Source organism: Pseudomonas sp. NFPP07 (assembly GCF_900115645.1).
GTDB classification, from domain to species: domain Bacteria; phylum Pseudomonadota; class Gammaproteobacteria; order Pseudomonadales; family Pseudomonadaceae; genus Aquipseudomonas; species Aquipseudomonas chlororaphis.
In genome coordinates, this window is the sequence record NZ_FOXG01000001.1 from 554,488 (window position 1) to 574,987 (window position 20,500).

Genomic DNA, 20,500 nt, shown 5'->3' on the forward strand with positions numbered 1-20,500 from the left:
CCAAATTCTCTTTGAAACATTGCCCGCAACGCCTTTAACAGCGGGCGGGCAACAAATATCTCGACCCAATAGAAAAAGGCGCATCCGAAGATGCGCCTTCAGGTCGGCCTTACTCAGCTTTTGGCTGTTCGCGCAAACGGATGTGCAGTTCGCGCAGCGCCTTGGCGTCGACCAGGCCAGGAGCCTGGGTCATCACGCAAGCGGCGCTCTGGGTTTTCGGGAAGGCGATCACTTCACGGATCGACTGGGCGCCGGTCATCAGCATCACCAGGCGATCCAGGCCGAACGCCAGGCCACCGTGCGGCGGCGCGCCGTACTTCAGGGCGTCCAGCAGGAAGCCGAACTTCTCTTCCTGTTCCGCTTCATCGATGCCCAGCAGACGGAAGACCGCCTGTTGCATTTCCTTGCGGTGGATACGGATCGAACCGCCACCCAGTTCGGTGCCGTTGAGCACCATGTCGTAGGCACGGGACAGCGCGGTCGCCGGGTTGGCTTCCAGTTCTTCCGGCGAGCATTTCGGCGCGGTGAACGGGTGATGCAAGGCGGTGAAGCTGCCGTCGTCGTTCTCTTCGAACATCGGGAAATCGACAACCCACATCGGCGCCCATTCGCAGGTCAGCAGGTTCAGGTCGTGACCGAGCTTGATCCGCAGCGCGCCCAGGGCCTCGCTGACGATCTTGGCCTTGTCGGCGCCGAAGAACACGATGTCGCCGTCGACCGCACCCACGCGATCGAGGATCACATTCAGGTTGGCTTCCGGGATGTTCTTGACGATTGGCGACTGCAGACCGTCAACGCCATTGGCGCGTTCGTTGACCTTGATGTAGGCCAGGCCCTTGGCACCGTAGATGCCGACGAACTTGGTGTAATCGTCGATCTGCTTGCGCGGCATGCTCGCCCCGCCAGGAACGCGCAAGGCGGCGATACGGCATTTCGGGTCGTTGGCCGGACCGCTGAACACCTTGAATTCCACGTCCTTGAGCTGGTCGGCAACGTCCACCAGTTCCAGCGGGTTACGCAGGTCCGGCTTGTCGGAACCGTAGCGACGCATGGCTTCTTCAAAGGTCATGTGGGGGAATTCGCCGAATTCCAGATCCAGCACTTCCTTGAACAGGTTGCGGATCATGCCTTCGGTCAGGCCCATGATGTCTTTTTCATCGAGGAAGCTGGTTTCGATGTCGATCTGAGTGAACTCAGGCTGACGGTCGGCACGCAGGTCTTCGTCGCGGAAGCATTTGGCAATCTGGTAGTAGCGGTCGAAGCCGGCGACCATCAGCAGCTGCTTGAACAGCTGGGGCGACTGCGGCAGGGCGAAGAAGCTGCCGGCGTGGGTACGGCTCGGCACCAGATAGTCACGCGCGCCTTCAGGGGTGGCACGGGTCAGGATCGGGGTTTCGACGTCGAGGAAACCGTTCTCGTCCAGGTAGCGACGGATGCTGGTGGTCATGCGCGAGCGCAGACGCAGCTTCTCGGCCATTTCCGGACGGCGCAGGTCGATAAAGCGATAGCGCAGGCGGGTTTCTTCGCCCACGTCGGAGTATTCGTTGAGCGGGAACGGCGGGGTTTCCGCTTCGTTCAGCACTTCCAGCTCGTAGCCCAGGACTTCGATCATGCCCGAAGCCATGTTGGCGTTGCCGGCACCGGCCGGACGCAGGCGCACCTTGCCGGTGATCTTGACCACGTATTCGCTGCGCACGCGGTCGGCGGCGGCGAAGGTTTCAGCGCGGTCCGGGTCGAACACTACCTGGGCCAGACCTTCACGATCACGGATATCGAGGAAGATCACCCCGCCATGGTCGCGACGACGGTGGACCCATCCGCAAAGGGTAACTTCCTGACCTTCCAGGCTTTCGTTCAGTTGGCCGCAATAATGGCTGCGCATCATGGTAGTGGTTTCACTTCTCGTAATTCGAAATTCGATGGGAGGCCTTGCGCACCTCGGGGTACCGGATAATGCAAGAGCTCGCGCGTGTCGTTCAACTTAATCAGCTTTGTCGCCACCGGCCAGGTTCTTCTTGGCGCCGGTTTTGAAGTCGGTCTCATACCAGCCCGAACCGCTGAGGCGGAAACCTGGCATGGACAGCATTTTTTTCAGCTCGGGCGCCTGGCAGGCAGGGCAATCGACCAACGCAGGCGCGCTGATCTTTTGAATGGCTTCCAGCTGATGACCACAGGAAGCACATTGGTAGTCGTACATGGGCATGAGAGCGTCTCGGCGTACTTAACGTCTGGCTTAACCCGTGCCGAGGCCCGGGTTATATAGCAAAGGGCGGGATTATATCCATTAAATCGGCCCTGTGCAGCCGTATGACGGCGCCGATAGACCACCGCCCGCCGAAACAAAGCCAGCGCCCCACTGCCATACCCCACTCATCGAGCCTGAGGACGAACAGCCATGATCGGACGACAAGTCACGCCCCATAAAGGCAAATGGCGCCGATAACGGCGCCATTCGGTCTGCGGGACTATTGCTCGCTCAACAGCGAGCGCAGCATCCACGCGGTTTTCTCATGCACCTGCATCCGCTGGGTCAGCAAGTCTGCGGTAGGTTCGTCGCTGACCTTGTCGATGATCGGGAAAATGCCACGGGCAGTGCGGGTCACAGCTTCCTGCCCCGCCACCAGTTGCTTGATCATCTCATCGGCGCTTGGCACACCCTCTTCTTCCTTGATCGAAGAAAGACGCGCGTAGATGGAATAGGCACCTGGCGCCGGGAACCCCAGGGCGCGGATACGCTCGGCAATCAGGTCCACCGCCAGCGCCAGTTCGTTGTACTGCTCCTCGAACATCAGATGCAGCGTGCGGAACTGCGGCCCCGTGACGTTCCAGTGGAAATTATGAGTCTTCAGATAAAGCACATAAGTATCTGAAAGCAGGCGAGAGAGCCCCTCCACGATGGATTTGCGATCTTCTGCGCTGATACCGATATCGATTGCCATGTCTATCTCCGTTAGTACATTGAATTCAACAGGTCAGGTACCGGACCACTCTAGCAAGACTGCCCTGCACCCGCAGCCCGGGATTGCCCGAGGCACTGCGACAAATTGCCCACCAAGCGGGCGGCCAGTACCTGCAAGAAGGTCCACGCCGGTTGTGACCCGCCTGGAAAGCCGCCGTTCCACTTTTTTGGGCGCTGGCTCTCTAGAACAAGGCTTTGCCCGATAGTCCGGTATTCCCTCAGGACAACCAGGGTTTTCTCCCTCCTCCCGGCCACAGCGCCTGATTTGAGAAGGCCTGGGCTTTGCTGTTAAATAGAGGCCGTGTCGTTGTTGCCTATTTCTCGGCCTCAGCGCATAGGCTGATCCCGCGCACGTGCTCACCGCCTCCCATTGTTCAGAAGCGAACCGTGCACGCTCAGCTCTTCCTTGTGATCCGTCTTAACGTGAGTTCATTAAAATGTTGAAAATCGTCCACCTGCTAACGGGCGCAGCAGCCTTGCTGCTGTCCTTTATCCCTAGCCTGCGATCCGAAGCCGTTCCCTTCCTGCAACAACCCGATGCTCTTTACCTGGCCTTTTTCGGCCTGCTCAACCTGACACTGGCTCCGGTTATCCCTTACTGGAACAAAGGTCCGCGTCACCAACTGCAAAACCTGGTCAGCGCGCTCCTGGTGCTGGCGGTGGTCTTGCAGACCTTGACCCTGCTGGCACCAATGCCGGTTATCGCAGGTCAACCGGCTGTGCTGTTCAGCCTGCTGACCGCGGCGATCGCCGTTCTTCTGCACCTGGCCGTCAGCTTCTATAAATCGTCCCCCTCGACCAATACGTCGCAAACCTACGACATGAGCAATCGCGATACCGGCACCGTCAAGTGGTTCAACACTTCGAAGGGTTTCGGCTTCATCTCTCGCGACTCCGGCGATGATATCTTCGTGCACTTCCGCGCCATTCGTGGCGAAGGTCACCGCGTCCTGGTGGAAGGCCAGCGCGTGGAGTTCTCCGTCATGAATCGTGACAAGGGCCTGCAAGCCGAAGACGTGATTGCGGCGTTGCCGCGGCGCTGATTCACGCCCCAAAAAAAACCGCGACGCAGCCATGCTGCTCGCGGTTTTTTATTGCCTGAACGTCCGGTCGCCCGATGCTCAGTAATGTGGCGGCGGAGCCTCTTCTTCGAATGATTCGAACTGCCCCACCATTTCCTCTTGTCGCTTGAGCAAGGCGGCCATTTGCAATTGCAGACGTTCGACCACCCGCTGCTGCCCTACCAGCACGTCGTTCAGGGCTTGAATGGTGTCATCCTGAAAAGCCAATCGGCTTTCCAGATCGGTTACCCGCTCTTCCAGGTTCATGACTCAGCCCTCCAGAAACTTGAAATCATCGGTCAGGACCAGTCGTAACCGCTCACGAATCGCAGCCACCTGTTCGGCGGCATAGGGCTTGGCAGGCAGCTTGCCCCATACCGGAGCAGGCCAGGCCGCATCGTCGCGCTTGCGAACGATAACGTGCATGTGCAACTGGCTGACGACATTACCCAGAGTCGCCACATTCAACTTGTCCGCATCGAACGAGTCTTTAAGCAACTCCGCCAGCGCCGTGGTTTCTCGCCATAGTTGCTGCTGGTCCGCGTCATCCAATTGAAACAACTCACTGATATCTTCCCGGCGCGGTACCAGGATGAACCACGGGTAATTGGAATCGTTGGACAACAGCAGCCGGCAAAGGGGGAAGTCCCCAATGGGCAATGTGTCTTGTTGAAGTCGTGGATCTAAAGCGAACACCGCGCATACTCCCGCTCAGCTCATCAAGTTTCAGCTTAGCGAACGCCATGACCGGCTGCCCGCCAAGCGACAGAACGGCAGCATACCTGCGAAAGCTCTTGCGTTCATCGCTCTGCTGCGCTGATCCCGCCTCAACACTCATCCTCGATGCCACGCGTCAGAGCGCCCCGGACTGGAACATTTTCCAGCGGGCTGCACCATGACAGAACGAAGCTCATAAAAAACAAGGAGAAAACCGCGAAAGAGGCCCTTCCCTGCGCATTCTTCCAGTGCCCGACGCCGGATGATGATTGAGCTGCATCAAGAAACTTTTGCACCAAAACCTCACAGTGCGTCTACGCTCAGTGCGTTAACCATCCGCCATCTACTCACTCAGCAGGGTGAACCGGTAACGTTTTGGAATGTCATGCGTTTTTTTCAGGGATCAACACCAGGAGGACAGGGAACGTCAAGCCCAAACAAAACGACCTTAAAACCACTGTTTTATGCGGTTTTTACAGCCAGAAGGGCTATCACCGAAAAAAACTCGGTGCCTTTGCGTTTTGTGCACGCTTGTTGCATTCACACCCACATTGTCCCAGGAGGAGCCACCGGAAAAAGGCCTCTCCTGTGACTAATAACAATAGTGGCAAGGCTGCCCCCATGGAGATTTGACTGCTTGACCAAAGTTCTTTTTGTTCCAGGTTCAAGCCTTCGAAAACAGCGCTGAAGTTGTCAGTCCGGGTACATGCGGACTGCGGATTTGCGACATTGATCGAGCATTTTGCGACAGGGTCGTAAAGAAGCTGAAAGGACTGATACGCAAGTATCGCCAACATTGTCGGCGTGATATAAGTTTGCGCCGACACAAAAAGAAAGAGCCGCCCAGATAATAAAACAGGTGGGACGGCAGTACTCTTCTAAAAACCAAAGGAGCAAATCACGATGCGCGTGATGAAGTGGAGCATGATCGCACTGGCAGTTGCAGCAGCCGCCAGTACTCAAGTGGCTACGGCCGCACCTTTTGTAAGTGACCAGTCTGAAGCCAAGGGCTTTGTTGAAGACGCTAAGTTCGACGTACTGCTGCGTAACTATTACTTCAACCGTGACAACAAAAATCGCAACAATGATCAGAAGGACTGGACCCAGGGTATCTGGGGTAACTTCAGCTCTGGTTACACTCAGGGCACTGTAGGCGTCGGCATTGATGCGTTCGGTTATCTGGCGATCAAGCTGGACGGCGGCGACGGCACTGGCGGCACCGGCAACATGAGCCGCGACTCCGATGGCGACGTCAACGACAGCCAGGGCAAAGCAGGCGCTGCGGTCAAATTCCGCATTTCCAAAACCGAGTTGAAATTCGGCGACATGCAGCCAAGCACCTCCCCGGTCTTCGCGGTCGGCGGTTCCCGGATCCTTCCTCAAACTGCCAGCGGTTTCCAACTGCAGAGCAGCGAGATCAAAAACCTTGATCTGGAAGGCGGTCACTTCTATTCGGGTACCAGCCAGGACTCCAACGCTCGTAACGGCAACTTGTATGCTAACTACGCCGGCGTGGCATCCAACAGCATCGACTACTTCGGTGGCAAGTACGGCATCACCGACAACCTGAGTGCATCGCTCTACGGCGCCAAGCTAGAAGATATCTGGAACCAGTACTACGCCAACCTGAACTACACCATCCCGATGGGTGGCGATCAGTCGCTGAACCTGGACGGTAACATCTACCGTACCACCGACTCTGGTAGCGCCAAGGCTGGTGACATCAGCAACACCACGTTCTCCCTGGCAGCAGCCTTCTCGTTCCTGAAAGCGCACACCCTTACCGTTGGGTTCCAGAAGGTCAATGGTGACACGCCATTCGACTACATCGGTATCGGTGGCCACGACACCACCAAGCGCGGCTCCAACCGTGGTGGCGACTCGATCTTCCTCGCCAACTCCATCCAGTACTCTGACTTCAACGGCCCGAACGAGAAGTCCGCACAGATCCGTTACGACCTGAAAATGGCCGAGTACGGCGTTCCTGGCCTGAGTTTCATGACCCGCTACGTGAAAGGTTGGGACATCGACGGCACCAAGATGGACGCTGACAGCCCATACCGTCTTTACGGTTATGGCGCAGATGGCAAACACCACGAAACCAACTTCGAAGCCAAGTACGTTGTTCAGACCGGCCCAGCTAAAGACTTGTCGTTCCGCGTTCGTCAAGCCTGGCACACTGCCAACGCTGACCAAGCCGAAGGTGATGTCAAAGAGTTCCGCTTGATCGTCGACTACCCACTGTCGATCTTGTAATAGCGGTTACTTAGCGAGTAATAAAAAAGGCCCATCATTCGATGGGCCTTTTTATTGGGGCTGGCAGCTCGCTGAAGCTCCGGTTGTCGACAGCCTATTGTTACAACCAGGTTTCAAACACTCTCCAGCAAGTATTGCGTTAAAAGCCTGACCACTCGATCAGACTTTTAATCCCTATCCCCGTTACTTACTCAAACAGCCGCTTCCTGAACCACACGAATCACTCGTTGTGGAAACGGAATATCAATACCCGCTTCCTTCAAGCGATCACGGGACAACTCGTTGAAGCGGAACATCACATCCCAGTAGTCCGCGGTTTTCACCCAGACTCGCAAGGAAAGAGTAATGGCGCTGTCACCCAGCATGGAAACCACCGCCACCGGCTCCGGATCGGCCAGCACACGCTCGTCCTTGGCCAGGTCCAGCAGAACCTCACGGGCCTTTTGCAGGTCAGCCTCGTAGTTCACGCCGACATCGAAGATCACTTTGCGGGTCAGCTGGCGGTTGTGGTTGGTGATGATGCCGTTGGACAGGTTGCCGTTAGGCACGATGACGGTCTTGTTGTCACCGGTACGCAGCACCGTGTGGAAGATCTGGATGCTGTCGACCGTGCCGCTGATGCCTTGGGCTTCGATCACGTCGCCGATGCGGAAAGGACGGAACAGCAGGATCAGCACGCCACCGGCGAAGTTGGCCAGGCTGCCTTGCAAGGCCAGGCCGATGGCCAGACCCGCCGCACCGATCGCGGCAACGAACGAAGTGGTTTCGACACCGATCATCGAGGCCACGCTGACAACCAGCAGCACCTTGAGAATGACGTTCGCCAGGCTGCTGATAAAACCCTGCAGGGCCTGGTCGGCATTACGCAGCGCCAGCAGCTTGCCGACTTTTTGCGTCAGACTGTTGATCAGCCACCAGCCGATGGCCAGCGTGATGACGGCCAGCAGTACCCGACTGCCGTATTCCATGATCATCGGAATCCAGGCTTGGGAAGCCTTGACCAGGTTGTCCACTTCAGCATTCAAATCCATCTATCTCTCCTGATTCCCGGCTGCCGGGCACACAAAAAACAAGGGCAGAACGAGTAGCTTTCTTTATAAAGGCTTAATCGTTTCTGCCCACTACTCGGGCCTCGGACGCCAATAAACTCGCGAGGTTCCCGAAAAATCCCATCAGTCGCGGAAGTTGTTGAACTGCAGCGGCATGCCGAACTCTTTCGCCCGCAGGGCGGCGATGGCTTCCTGCAGATCGTCGCGCTTCTTGCCGGTCACCCGTACCTGCTCACCCTGGATCGCAGCCTGGACCTTCAGCTTGGCGTCCTTGATGTGGGCAACGATTTTTTTCGCCAGCTCTTTGTCGATGCCTTCCTTGAGGGTGGCTTCCTGCTTCATCACCTTGCCCGAAGCGTAAGCGTCCTTGACCTCAAGGCACTGCACATCGATCTTGCGCTTGACCAGGGCCAGCTTGAGGATCTCGATCATCGCTTCCAGCTGGAATTCGGCTTCAGCGGTCAGGTTGACGGTGAGTTCCTTTTCCTTGAACTCGAAGCTGCCCTTGCCCTTCAAGTCATAGCGGCGGTCCAGCTCCTTGACGGCGTTTTCCACTGCGTTGGTGACTTCGTGTTTGTCCAGTTCGGATACCACGTCGAACGACGGCATGTAATTTCTCCAATAAAAAAGGGGCGCAGCTCGATAAAGATGGAGCACGCCCGGTTTGCGGTTAAAATCCGGGCTCATTATAACGGGTCTTTCCCCTCCTTCACTGCGAGCCTCGCATGCGCCTGCCAAACCGAGCACCACGCTGATGTCGACCACCTGGCACATTCTGGGCGCGGGTAGCCTCGGCACCCTCTGGGCGACACGCCTGGCCCGGGCCGGCTTGCCGGTGCGCCTGATCCTGCGCGATCAGGCCCGCCTGCAGGCCTACCAGGCCGCGGGCGGACTGACGCTGGTGGAACAAGGGCAGGCCAGTTTTCATGCCATTCCCGGCGAGACGGTCGACAACCCTGAGCCCATCACTCGCCTGCTGGTGGCCTGCAAGGCCTATGACGCGCAACAGGCCGTCAGCCAGCTGGTCTCGCGCCTGACGCCGGATGCCGAACTGGTCCTGCTGCAGAACGGCCTGGGCAGCCAGGACGCCGTGGCCGCCCAGGTGCCGCAGGCCCGCTGCATTTATGCCTCGAGCACCGAAGGCGCCTTTCGCGATGGCGACTGGCGCGTGGTGTTCGCCGGCCATGGCTACACCTGGCTGGGGGACGCCAGCCACCCTACCGCGCCCTTCTGGCTCGACGACCTGAGCGCCAGCGGCATCCCCCATGAATGGAGCGCGGATATCCTGACCCGCCTCTGGCGCAAGCTGGCGCTCAACTGCGCGATCAACCCCCTGACGGTCCTGCACGACTGCCGCAACGGCGGCCTGCTGCAGCACCATTGCGAAGTGGCGATGCTGTGCGTCGAGCTGCGCGAACTGCTGGAACGTTGCGGCCAGCCCGCCGCGGCCGAGAACCTGCAGCAGGAAGTGGAGCGGGTGATCCAGGCGACCGCCGCCAACTACTCCTCCATGTACCAGGACGTCGCCAGCCGGCGCAGGACCGAAATCAGCTACTTATTGGGGCATGCCTGCGACGTTGCCGCCAGGCACCAGCTGCATCTGCCCAACCTCGGCCGCCTGCGCCGGCTATTGGTGGAACACCTGCAGCAGCGCGGATTGCCCAGCGACTGAGCAGCGGCTACGCTGCCCACGTGTTCCTCTCTAGCGACGTCCCCGATGCCATTGCGCCAGCGCCTTGAAAACCTGCCGGTCGGCCAAAAACTGCTGGCCGCCTTGCTCGTCCTGCTGATTACCGTACTGCTGGTCGCCAACCTGACCTTTATCAGCGCCGCCTACTGGATCTCTCAGGAAAGCATGGCGCCGCAAGCCTTGCAGACCATCGGCCGACTGGTATCCAACCCGACCCTGGCCGCACAGGCGCTGGACTCGCCACAAAATGCCGAGAAGCTGCTCAACGAACTCAACAGCTACTCTCCCCTGCGCGCCGCAGCGATCTATGACGGCAAGGGCACGCGCCTGGCCCAGTTGCAACATGGCGAACGCCTGAATCTGCCGGAACGCTATCGGCATATCGAAGCCTGGCAACTGACCGAATTTCGCAGCAACCAGATCATCACCCTGCCCCGCGCCGGCCAGCCCCCCGGCCACCTGTTGCTGGTGGCCAGCAGTGAGCTGCCGATGGCCTTCTACACCGGCACCCTGACCGCGAGCCTGGGCATCCTGATCTTCAGCGTGCTGCTGTGGCTGATCATTGCCCGACAGATCAAACGGCTGATCACCCAACCCATCCATCAGTTGGAAGAACTGTCCCGGCAGGTGACACGCGAGGAAAACTATTCCCTGCGCGCCGCCCGTGGCAACCACGATGAAATCGGCAGCCTGGCCGAGGCCTTCAACACCATGCTGTCGCGCATCGAAGCGCGAGAACAGCAACTCAAGCGGGCCCGCGACGACTCCCAGGCGGCCTATGACCAGGCCCAGGGGCTGGCCGAGGAAACCCGTCACACCAACCGCAAGCTGGAGCTGGAAGTCCAGGTGCGCAGCAAGATCGAAAAGAAACTCACCGGCTTTCAGAACTACCTCAACAGCATCATCGACTCGATGCCCTCGGCGCTGATCGCCCTCGACGAGCAGCTCTATGTCACCCAATGGAACCAGGAGGCCAGCGCCCTCTCCGGCACCCGCCTGGACGAAGCGCTGAATCAGCCGATCTTCCTCGCCTTCGAACCGCTCAAGCCGTTCCTGCCGCAACTCAAGGAAACCGTGGAGCAACATACGGTCACCAAGGTCGAGCGGGTCACCTGGGTCAAGGACGACGAAGCCCGGCATTACGCCCTGACCTTCTACCCGCTGATGGGCGGTGCCGGGCGCGGCGTGGTGATCCGGATCGACGACATCACCCAGCGCCTGTCCCTGGAAGAAATGATGGTGCAGTCGGAAAAAATGCTCTCCGTGGGCGGCCTGGCCGCCGGCATGGCCCACGAAATCAACAACCCGCTGGGGGCCATCCTGCACAACGTGCAGAACATTCGTCGGCGCCTGTCCCCCGAGCTGCCGAAGAATCAGGAACATGCCGAGCAGATCGGCATCGAGCTGGAAACCGTCAACCGTTACCTGCAGAGCCGCGAAGTGCCGCAACTGCTTGATGGCATTCAGCAGGCTGGCGCCCGGGCGGCGAAGATCGTGACCCATATGCTCAGCTTCAGCCGGCGCAGCAACCGGCAGATGGCGCCCTGTGACCTGCCGGCGTTGATCGACCAGGCCGTGGAGATTGCCGGCAACGACTTCGACCTGGCCATAGGCTTCGACTTCAAGGGCCAGGCCATCATCCGCCAGTTCGACCCGCAACTGGGGCCGGTGCCCGGTACCGCCAACGAACTGGAGCAAGTCCTGCTCAACCTGTTGAAAAACGCCGCCCAGGCCATTCACCAGCGCGTGGATGACAGCGAACCCGGGCGCATTATCCTGCGCACCCGGCTGAACCCGCCCTGGGCGGAAATCCAGGTCGAGGACAACGGCATCGGCATGAGCGAAAACGTGCGCAAACGCACCTTCGAACCGTTCTTCACCACCAAGGAAATCGGCCAGGGCACCGGCCTTGGGCTTTCGGTCTCTTACTTCATCATCACCAACAATCACAAAGGCCAGATGGAAGTGCAGTCGACGCAGGGCCAGGGCACTTGCTTCACCTTGCGTTTGCCATTGGCGGGCAGTCAGCCGCCACCACTGGAACATCCCCCACTGGAGAGGTAAGCATGGGCTTTCGCTTGTCGAAGATTTACACCCGCACCGGCGACAAAGGCGAAACCGGGCTGGGTGACGGGCGCCGGGTTCCCAAGGACCATCCGCGGGTCGAAGCCATCGGCGAAGTCGATACGCTGAACAGCCAGTTGGGGCTACTCTTGGCCGGGCTGGCGGAACAGCGTCTAGAACATCCCGGCTTGCAAGAGCTGATCGACGTCCTGGCGCCTTGCCAGCACCGCCTCTTCGACCTGGGTGGCGAGTTGGCCATGCCGGTGTATCGGGCACTGAATATCGCGGAAGTCGAACGCCTGGAAGCGGCCATCGATACTTGGAACGAAGAGTTGGGGCCGCTGGAGAATTTCATCTTGCCGGGCGGTTCGGCCTTGATTGCCCAAGCCCATGTCTGTCGCAGCCTGACGCGCAGTGCCGAGCGACGCTGCCAGCATCTGAATGCCGTGGAACCGCTGGAGGGGGTCGGCCTGGCCTACATCAATCGCCTGTCCGACCTGCTGTTTGTCGCGGCACGCCTGATTGCCAAGCGCCAGGGGATTGCCGAGATTCTCTGGCAGGCAGCGGCCAAACCCGAATAGCGGGCGTTTTTCTCCGCCGCTCGCGAGCAAGCCCGCTCCTGCAACTTATGCAGGAGCGAACTGGCGAGTGAATGGCCTCAGGGCCAGAACGCGCGAATCCCTGCCACCCCTTGCGCACCGGCCTGCCAGGCCTGCTCGCGCTGATCCGGACCGACACCGCCCAGCAGGTACACCGGCTTGTTGAAACCGCTGATCAGTCGGGCGGCCTGCTCCCAACCCAGTGGCTGCGCCTCAGGGTGAGTCTGGGTCGGCTGGACCGGCGACAGCGTCACAAAGTCCACATCCATCTGCTGCGCCAAGGACAACTCTTCAGCGTCATGGCAAGACGCCGCCAGCCAGCGCTCCTTGCCAAAGGGACGTCCGGCGCTGGCGTATTTGCGCAGCTGCGCCGAAGTGATATGCCAGCCCGCCGAGGGGAAATCCCCCAGCCATTCGAACGGCCCCTTGAGCATCAATTGCGCCTTGCCCGCACACAGGCCGACCGCATCCACCGCCAGGTCGCGGTATTGCGGGTCGTAGCCGTTGGGCGCGCGTAGCTGGATCAACTTGCTGCCGCCGGCAATGGCCTTCTGCATGCCCCGCAACAGCGCCGGTGTTTCCAGGCCTTCCGGGGTGATCAGGTAGTCACTCGGCAAGCGCGCCGCCGCCACGATCGGCTGGTTGGCCGCCGGGAACTCGTAGTTCTCCAGCTCACGGGCCGTGACCCAGGCCAAAGGCTGGCCCTCGGCGCCATGGGGCTCGCCGGTAAAGGCGCACACTTCCCAGACATCCAGCAACACCTGCTTGTCCGGGTAATCGTGCTGCACTTTGATTAAAGGCCGCGCCTGGGACACCAGAATGCCCAGTTCCTCCTGCAGCTCACGGGTCAACGCCGCTTCCACCGCCTCGTCCGCTTCGACCTTGCCGCCGGGAAACTCCCAGAGGCCGCCCTGATGCTGGGTATCGGCACGTCGGGCAATCAGGATCCTGCCATCGGCATCACGGATAACGGCCGCCGCCACATGTACTCGTTTCACCGCACTGCTTCCTCTAAACCGGCTTTCTGCCAGGCCTTGAAGGCTGGCCATTGATAGATCGTTTCAACATAGGCGGCATCGACAGCCGGCAGCGCCACCCGATAGGTACGCAGGCGCACGGCGATTGGCGCAAAAAAGGCGTCCGCCAGGCTGACCCGACCAAACAGGAAAGGCCCTGGCTCGGTCGCGGCCGCGCGACATTCGACCCATAACGCCAGCATCCGCTCGATATCGGCCTGGGCCTCGGGCGGCATGGGTGAAAGTGCGGCATCACGGCTCAGGTCGAACGGCAGATTGCCGCGCAAGCCGAAAAAGCCACTGTGCATCTGCGCGCAGGCGGAGCGGGCCTGAGCACGGGCGGCCACATCCCGCGGCCAGAGCTCGGCTTCGGGAAAACGCTCGACCAGGTATTCGGCAATCGCCAGGGAGTCGGCAATGGTGCCGTGCTCGCTCTTCAGCAACGGGACTTTGCCGGTTGGCGAATGCTTGAGAAGCAGCTCGCGGGTATCGGGCTGGTTCAGCTTGATCAGTTCTTCGGTGTAAGTCGCGCCGGCCAGCTCAAGCGCCAGGGCGGCGCGCAGCGACCAGGAGGAATAGAGTTTGTCGCCGATGATCAGGTGAAGATTCATCTCGGGCACCTTTCAGAGGAGATGGAGGCCCGAGGCCTCCATCGCGAGCGGACTCGCTCCTACACGTGATGCGTCGCGTCCATGTAGAAGCGAGTAGCGGTGTATCAGGTACGGTATTCCGCGTTGATTTTCACGTACTCGTGGGACAGGTCGGTGGTCCAGATGGTTTCGCTGCAATCACCGCGGCCCAGCTCGATGCGGATGGTGATTTCTTCCTGCTGCATCACCGCCGCGCCCTGGGCCTCGGTGTAGGTGGCGGCACGCGCGCCACGGCTGGCGATACACACCTCACCGAGGAAAACGTCGATCTTGCTCACATCCAGGTCCGGCACGCCGGCACGACCGACAGCGGCCAGGATACGCCCCCAGTTCGGGTCGGAAGCGAACAGCGCAGTCTTGATCAGCGGCGAGTGGGCCACGGTGTAGCCGACATCCAGGCACTCCTGATGATTGCCGCCGCCGTTGACTTCGACCGTCACGAACTTGGTCGCGCCTTCACCGTCACGCACGATGGCCTGGGCCACTTCCATGCACACGTCGAACACCGCCTGCTTCAGCGCGGCGAACAGCGGGCCGCTGGCTTCGGTGATTTCCGGCAGGGCTGCCTGGCCGGTGGCGATCAGCATGCAGCAGTCGTTGGTGGAGGTATCGCCGTCGATGGTGATGCGGTTGAACGACTTGTTGGCGCCATCCAGCAGCAGGTTCTGCAGCACTTCACGGGAGACTTTGGCGTCGGTGGCAATGTAGCCGAGCATGGTCGCCATGTTCGGACGAATCATGCCCGCGCCCTTGCTGATACCGGTGACGGTGATGGTCACGCCGTCGTGCTGGAACTGGCGGCTGGCACCCTTGGGCAGGGTGTCGGTGGTCATGATGCCCGTGGCGGCGGCGGCCCAGTTGTCCACGGACAGGTCATCCAGCGCGGCCTGCAGCGCGCCTTCGATCTTCTCGACCGGCAGCGGCTCGCCGATGACCCCGGTGGAGTACGGCAGTACGGCCCTGGCATCGACGCCAGCCAGCTCGGCCAGCTTGGCGCAAGTGCGGGTCGCGGCGGCCAGGCCTGGCTCACCGGTGCCGGCGTTGGCGTTACCGGTGTTGGTCAGCAGGTAACGCACAGGGCCCTGCACGCGCTGCTTGGCCAGGATCACCGGAGCGGCGCAGAACGCGTTCAAGGTGAACACACCGGCCACCGTAGAACCCTCGGCACAGCGCATGACCACAACATCCTTGCGCCCCGGGCGCTTGATGCCCGCCGAAGCGATACCAAGTTCAAAACCGGCAACCGGGTGCAACGTTGGCAAAGGACCAAGACCAACAGCCATGAATGCGCTCCTCTTTAACCTGATATGTGCACCGCCATCGCAAAAGGCAGTGCGGCGAATGGAAAAACGCCGCGACGGCTGATGCCGGTCGCGGCGCGGGTATTTCAGTGTCTGGCGAAAATCTTAGTTGATCTGGCCGTGACAGTGTTTGTACTTCTTGCCCGAACCGCAGTAGCACAGTTCGTTGCGGCCCAGTTTCTGCTCGTTGCGTACCGGAGCCGAAGCCAGGGCCACGTCGACATCGACGCCCTCTTCCAGCGCTTCCGGCTGCTCCAGGCCTGGGGCTTCGGCATGCTCGAACTGCATGCGCTGGGCCAGTGCCTCGGCTTCCTGGCGCAGGCGCGCCTCTTCCTCGACCGGATCCTCGCGGCGAACCTGAACGTGCGACAGCACACGGATCGAGTCGCGCTTGATGGAATCCAGCAGCTCGGAGAACAGGGTGAAGGACTCGCGCTTGTATTCCTGTTTCGGGTTCTTCTGCGCATAACCACGCAGGTGAATACCGTGACGCAGGTGGTCCATGGTCGACAGGTGGTCTTTCCACAGGTCGTCCAGTACGCGCAGAACGATTTGTTTCTCGAAGGTGCGCAGTGCTTCGGCACCGGCCTGGTCTTCTTTCTCGTTGTACGCCGCCACCAGCTCGTTGAGCAGTTTCTCGCGCAGGGTTTCTTCGTACAGGTGATCATCTTCGTCGAGCCATTGCTGGATCGGCAGGGACACACCGAAGTCGCTTTGCAACGCTGCTTCCAGACCGGCCACGTCCCACTGCTCAGGCAGCGATTGTGGAGGGATGTGCGCGCTGACGGTGGCGTTGAGCACGTCCTGGCGGAAGTCGGAGATGGTCTCGCCGATGTTGTCCGCGGCCAGCAACGTGTTACGCATGTGATAGATCACTTTACGCTGTTCGTTGTTGACGTCGTCGAACTCGAGCAGTTGCTTGCGAATGTCGAAGTTGCGGCCTTCTACCTTGCGCTGGGCCTTTTCGATCGCGTTGGTCACCATGCGGTGCTCGATGGCTTCGCCGGACTGCATGCCCAGAGCCTTCATGAAGTTCTTCACCCGATCGGAGGCGAAGATGCGCATCAGGCTGTCTTCCAGGGACAGGTAGAAACGGCTGGAACCGGCGTCGCCCTGACGACCGGCGCGACCACGCAGCTGGTTGTCGATGCGGCGCGATTCATGACGCTCGGACGCGATCACCTGCAGGCCGCCGGACTCCAGCACTTGCTGGTGGCGCTTCTGCCAGTCAGCCTTGATCTGGGCAATCTGCTCGGGGGTCGGGTTTTCCAGGGAGGCGACTTCGACTTCCCAGTTACCGCCCAACAGGATGTCGGTACCACGACCGGCCATGTTGGTGGCGATGGTCAGGGCGCCCGGACGACCGGCCTGGGCAATGATTTCCGCTTCTTTTTCGTGGAACTTGGCGTTCAGGACCTTGTGCTCGATGCCTTCCTTCTGGAGCAGGTTGGACATGTGCTCGGAGGTTTCGATGGTCGCGGTACCCACCAGAACCGGACGGCCCCGGGTCATGCATTCCTTGATGTCGTTGATGATCGCGGCATATTTCTCGTCCGCGGTCAGGAACACCAGGTCGTTGTAGTCTTTACGAGCCAGCGGCTTGTTCGGTGGAATCACCATCACCTGCAGGCCGTAGATCTGATGGAACTCGAACGCTTCGGTGTCCGCGGTACCGGTCATGCCGGACAGCTTGGTGTACAGACGGAAGTAGTTCTGGAAGGTGGTCGACGCCAGGGTCTGGCTTTCGGCCTGGATGTTGAGGTTTTCCTTGGCTTCGATGGCCTGGTGCAGGCCCTCGGACAGACGGCGACCCGGCATGGTACGACCGGTGTGTTCGTCCACCAGGACCACCTGGCCATCCTGGACGATGTATTCGACGTTGCGGTTGAACAGTTTGTGCGCGCGCAGACCGGCATAGACGTGGGTCAGCAGGCCCAGGTTGTGCGCCGAGTACAGGCTCTCGCCTTCCGCCAGCAGGCCGACCTGGGTCAGCATCTCTTCGATGAACTGGTGACCGGCTTCGTTGAGTTCGACCTGACGGGTCTTCTCGTCGACGGTGAAGTGACCGGCCTTGGTGACCTCGCCTTCCACTTCCTCGATGTGCTGCTCAAGGCGCGGGATCAGCTTGTTGATCTCGGTGTAGAGCTTGGAGCTGTCTTCGGCCTGGCCGGAGATGATCAGCGGGGTACGGGCCTCGTCGATCAGGATCGAGTCGACTTCGTCGATCACGGCAAAATTGAGCTCGCGCTGGAACTTGTCTTCCATGCTGAAAGCCATGTTGTCGCGCAGGTAGTCGAAACCGAATTCGTTGTTGGTGCCGTAGGTGATGTCGGCGGCGTAGGCGGCGCGCTTCTCTTCCGGCGGCTGGAACGGCGTGACCACGCCGACCGTCAGGCCGAGGAATTCATACAGCGGGCGCATCCAGTTGGCGTCGCGGCGGGCCAGATAGTCGTTCACCGTGACCACGTGCACGCCCTTGCCGGACAGCGCGTTGAGGTAAACGCCCAGTGTTGCCACCAGGGTCTTGCCTTCACCGGTACGCATCTCGGCGATCTTGCCTTCATGCAAGGTCATGCCGCCGATCAACTGTACGTCAAAGTGGCGCATACCCATGACCCGCTTGCCGGCTTCGCGGGCGACCGCAAAGGCTTCGGGAAGCAGTTTGTCGAGGGTTTCACCTTTGGCTATGCGGGCCTTGAACTCTGCAGTCTTGGCGCGCAACTGATCGTCCGAAAGGGCCACCATTTGCTCTTCGAAGGCATTGACGATCTGTACCGTCTTGAGCATGCGTTTGACTTCACGCTCGTTCTTGCTTCCAAAAAGTTTCTTTAACAAAGGCGCAAACATATCGGCAGGATCTTCCACACATAGGGATGGAGGGCGGCCCCGTGAGTCGCCCGTGCAGCCCTCATGGCCGCATGCGAACGAGTATTCTACCCGGAAACGATGGTGAGGAAAGTGGCGTTATTCCACGATGCTGGTACAGCGCTGTGACGGGGCCCACTTACAATAAGGCCTTTTGCGCCAGTTTCAACCCGGACGAGTACGAAGTTAACCATTGATTTAATGGATAAAGCCTCGCCGCAGCGATGAGCGAGGTCCGGCCAGCGCTTTCTGCTACCATGGCGGCTCTGTAACTTCAGGTGTCTGATCATGGCATTTCGCCCTCTTACGGCCAGAGCACCCGCCGTACTCCTTCGCGAAGCCAAGCCTCTCAAAGCCATACTCGGCCACGCCCAGCGCCTGGCGCATCTGCAGCGCCTGCTGGAAAGCCAGCTGCAACCGGCCGCGCGCGAACACTGCCATGTCGCCTCCTGGCGCGAAGGCAGCCTGCTGCTGATCGTCACCGACGGCCACTGGGCGACGCGCCTGCGTTATCAGCAAAAACGTCTGCAACGTCAGCTTTTGGAGTTCAATGAGTTCAACAATCTGACGCGGATTCTGTTCAAAGTGCAGCCTCCCACCGTACAACGGGGTGCGGCCGGCCATACCATGGACCTGTCGAGCAATGCCGCCGAGACCATTCAGGCCACCGCCGACGGCATCACCGATCCCAACCTGCGCGCCGCCCTGGAGCGCTTGGCCAGCCACGCCAAACCACGGGCGTAACTGGCCAGCCGCCGATCAGCGGCGCTTGCTGCCACCCAGCAGAGACCCCATCAACCCGCGCACCAGTTGCCGGCCCAACTGATTGGCGGCCTGACGCATGGCGGACTTCAGGGCCTGACCGGCGGCAGTACCGAGGAACTCGCCGGCCCGATCGGTAAAGCTCGGTTCCTCCGCGGCCGGTTTGCCCGGCGCAGCCTCGGCCTCCGGTGCCAGGCCCTTGCGTCCCATCAGCACTTCATAGGCCGACTCGCGGTCGACCGGTTTGTCATAGCGGCCGACCAACGGCGAACTGTTGATCAGCGCTGCACGCTCGGCCTCGGTCAGCGGCCCGATGCGCGATTGCGGCGGTGCCACCAGCACTCGCTGGACCATCTCCGGCGTGCCTTTTTCCTGCAGGGTACCGACCAACGCCTCGCCAATCCCCAGCTCGGTCAACACCGACAGCGCATCGAACGCCGGGTTCGGCCGGAAGCCATCCGCCACGGCGCGCAAGGACTTCTGTTCCTTGGCGGTGAAGGCCCGCAAGCCGTGCTGGACGCGCAGCCCCAGTTGCGCCAGCACGTCGTCCGGCAAGTCGCCTGGCGACTGGGTGACGAAGTACACGCCCACGCCCTTGGAGCGAATCAGCCGCACCACCTGTTCCAGCCGGTCCTGCAACGCCTTGGGCGTGCCGGCGAACAGCAGGTGGGCCTCGTCGAAAAACAGCGCCAGCAGCGGCTTTTCCGCATCGCCGCGCTCCGGCAGTTGCTCGAACAGCTCGGCCAGCAGCCACAACAGGAAGGTCGCATAGACCTTAGGCGCCTCGTGCACCAGGCGGCTGGCGTCGAGCAGGTGGATCCGTCCGCGCCCGTCACTGGCCGGCTGCAGGATGTCTTCCAGTTGCAGGGCCGGCTCGCCGAACAGAGCCTCGGCGCCCTGCTGTTCCAGAGTCGCCAGGCGTCGCAACAAGGCCTGGCTGGAGCCGGTGGTCATCAGCGCCGCGTCATCCCCCAGCAACTGCGGGTTGTCCTTGAGGTGGTTGAGCAACGCCTTGAGGTCTTTCAGGTCGAGCAGCAACAGCCCTTCGCGGTCGGCCACCTTGAATGCCGCGTACAACGCCGATTGCTGGCTGTCGGTCAGCTCCAGCAGGCTGCCCAGCAGCAGCGGGCCCATTTCACTCAGGGTAGTGCGCAGCGGGTGCCCGGACTGCCCGTGAATGTCCCACAACGTGACCGGATAAGCCTGGGGCTTGTGGTTCAGCCACGGCATCCCGGCAATACGTTCGGCGACCTTGCCCTGGGGATTGCCCGCGGCGCCCAAGCCACACAGGTCACCCTTGATGTCCGCGGCGAACACCGCGACACCGGCATCGCTGAACGCTTCCGCCAGTCGCTGCAAGGTGACGGTTTTCCCTGTCCCGGTAGCGCCTGCCACCAGCCCGTGACGATTTGCCAGGCGCATGGCCTGGGCAATCGGTTGCCCCGCGAGGTCGGCACCGATAACGAGTTGCGATGAATCCGGCATTTTGTCACCCATGGTTAATCTTTAGC

Annotated in this window: 18 protein-coding genes; 6 read left to right on the plus strand and 12 right to left on the minus strand. The window is 60.5% G+C overall.

Annotation, left to right across the window (positions count from 1 at the left end):
- Positions 1-109 precede the first annotated feature (109 nt).
- The 3 genes from aspS to BM019_RS02650 all read right to left on the minus strand — a co-directional run bounded on the left by aspS (position 110) and on the right by BM019_RS02650 (position 2,939).
- Entirely contained in the window at positions 110-1,885 is a 1,776-nt protein-coding gene (gene aspS, locus BM019_RS02640; RefSeq protein WP_092417533.1) for an aspartate--tRNA ligase, read from the minus strand.
- A 96-nt stretch (positions 1,886-1,981) separates the two neighbouring features.
- Positions 1,982-2,203 carry an FmdB family zinc ribbon protein gene (locus BM019_RS02645; protein ID WP_007931131.1) on the minus strand — a complete coding sequence of 74 codons (222 nt, stop codon included), beginning with the start codon at positions 2,201-2,203 and terminating at the stop codon, positions 1,982-1,984.
- Between the two features lie 262 nt (positions 2,204-2,465).
- On the minus strand, positions 2,466-2,939 hold the full coding sequence (locus BM019_RS02650) for a Dps family protein (RefSeq protein WP_009045289.1): 474 nt from the start codon (positions 2,937-2,939) through the stop codon (positions 2,466-2,468).
- Between the two features lie 457 nt (positions 2,940-3,396).
- On the opposite strand from BM019_RS02650, the gene BM019_RS31140 reads away from it, so the two are divergent.
- Positions 3,397-4,002, plus strand: a complete 606-nt coding sequence (locus BM019_RS31140) for a cold-shock protein (RefSeq protein WP_009045290.1) — start codon at positions 3,397-3,399, stop codon at positions 4,000-4,002.
- A gap of 78 nt (positions 4,003-4,080) precedes the next feature.
- On the opposite strand, the gene BM019_RS02660 is transcribed toward BM019_RS31140, so the two are convergent.
- Positions 4,081-4,287 carry a SlyX family protein gene (locus tag BM019_RS02660; RefSeq protein ID WP_007931136.1) on the minus strand — a complete coding sequence of 69 codons (207 nt, stop codon included), beginning with the start codon at positions 4,285-4,287 and terminating at the stop codon, positions 4,081-4,083.
- A 3-nt stretch (positions 4,288-4,290) separates the two neighbouring features.
- Positions 4,291-4,716, minus strand: a complete 426-nt coding sequence (locus tag BM019_RS02665; protein ID WP_009045292.1) for an HIT family protein — start codon at positions 4,714-4,716, stop codon at positions 4,291-4,293.
- Positions 4,717-5,640: 924 nt separating this feature from the next.
- Between BM019_RS02665 and BM019_RS02670 the strand changes: the two genes are divergently transcribed.
- Positions 5,641-6,993: an OprD family porin gene (locus BM019_RS02670; RefSeq protein WP_009045293.1), complete on the plus strand. Its 1,353-nt coding sequence runs from the start codon at positions 5,641-5,643 to the stop codon at positions 6,991-6,993.
- A gap of 191 nt (positions 6,994-7,184) precedes the next feature.
- On the opposite strand, the gene BM019_RS02675 is transcribed toward BM019_RS02670, so the two are convergent.
- Positions 7,185-8,024, minus strand: a complete 840-nt coding sequence (locus BM019_RS02675; protein WP_009045294.1) for a mechanosensitive ion channel family protein — start codon at positions 8,022-8,024, stop codon at positions 7,185-7,187.
- A 141-nt stretch (positions 8,025-8,165) separates the two neighbouring features.
- Positions 8,166-8,651 (minus strand): YajQ family cyclic di-GMP-binding protein, encoded by a 486-nt coding sequence (locus tag BM019_RS02680; RefSeq protein ID WP_007931144.1) that lies wholly within the window; start codon positions 8,649-8,651, stop codon positions 8,166-8,168.
- A gap of 145 nt (positions 8,652-8,796) precedes the next feature.
- Here BM019_RS02680 and BM019_RS02685 point away from each other — a divergent pair, with 145 nt between their 5' ends.
- From BM019_RS02685 to BM019_RS02695, 3 genes are read left to right on the plus strand one after another with little or no spacing between them, the layout of a single operon-like run.
- Positions 8,797-9,714 (plus strand): putative 2-dehydropantoate 2-reductase, encoded by a 918-nt coding sequence (locus BM019_RS02685; protein WP_092417534.1) that lies wholly within the window; start codon positions 8,797-8,799, stop codon positions 9,712-9,714.
- A gap of 45 nt (positions 9,715-9,759) precedes the next feature.
- On the plus strand, positions 9,760-11,796 hold the full coding sequence (locus BM019_RS02690; protein ID WP_053262397.1) for a sensor histidine kinase: 2,037 nt from the start codon (positions 9,760-9,762) through the stop codon (positions 11,794-11,796).
- 2 nt (positions 11,797-11,798) lie between these two features.
- Entirely contained in the window at positions 11,799-12,377 is a 579-nt protein-coding gene (locus tag BM019_RS02695) for a cob(I)yrinic acid a,c-diamide adenosyltransferase (protein WP_092417535.1), read from the plus strand.
- 77 nt (positions 12,378-12,454) lie between these two features.
- Here BM019_RS02695 and BM019_RS02700 read toward each other — a convergent pair whose 3' ends face one another.
- The 4 genes from BM019_RS02700 to secA all read right to left on the minus strand — a co-directional run bounded on the left by BM019_RS02700 (position 12,455) and on the right by secA (position 18,209).
- A complete protein-coding gene (locus BM019_RS02700; protein WP_092417536.1) occupies positions 12,455-13,393 on the minus strand; it encodes a Nudix family hydrolase in 939 nt (312 codons plus the stop codon).
- On the minus strand, positions 13,390-14,022 hold the full coding sequence (locus BM019_RS02705) for a glutathione S-transferase (protein WP_092417537.1): 633 nt from the start codon (positions 14,020-14,022) through the stop codon (positions 13,390-13,392). Before BM019_RS02705 ends, BM019_RS02700 begins: the two co-directional genes overlap by 4 nt.
- A 104-nt stretch (positions 14,023-14,126) precedes the next feature.
- Positions 14,127-15,344 carry a bifunctional glutamate N-acetyltransferase/amino-acid acetyltransferase ArgJ gene (argJ, locus tag BM019_RS02710; RefSeq protein WP_092417538.1) on the minus strand — a complete coding sequence of 406 codons (1,218 nt, stop codon included), beginning with the start codon at positions 15,342-15,344 and terminating at the stop codon, positions 14,127-14,129.
- Positions 15,345-15,467: 123 nt separating this feature from the next.
- Positions 15,468-18,209, minus strand: a complete 2,742-nt coding sequence (gene secA / locus BM019_RS02715) for a preprotein translocase subunit SecA (protein ID WP_092417539.1) — start codon at positions 18,207-18,209, stop codon at positions 15,468-15,470.
- A gap of 306 nt (positions 18,210-18,515) precedes the next feature.
- Between secA and BM019_RS02720 the strand changes: the two genes are divergently transcribed.
- On the plus strand, positions 18,516-18,971 hold the full coding sequence (locus BM019_RS02720; RefSeq protein ID WP_007931160.1) for a DUF721 domain-containing protein: 456 nt from the start codon (positions 18,516-18,518) through the stop codon (positions 18,969-18,971).
- A gap of 15 nt (positions 18,972-18,986) precedes the next feature.
- Here the strand turns inward: BM019_RS02720 and BM019_RS02725 are convergent, their stop codons facing one another.
- Positions 18,987-20,474: a helicase HerA-like domain-containing protein gene (locus BM019_RS02725; RefSeq protein WP_092417749.1), complete on the minus strand. Its 1,488-nt coding sequence runs from the start codon at positions 20,472-20,474 to the stop codon at positions 18,987-18,989.
- Positions 20,475-20,500: the final 26 nt, after the last annotated feature.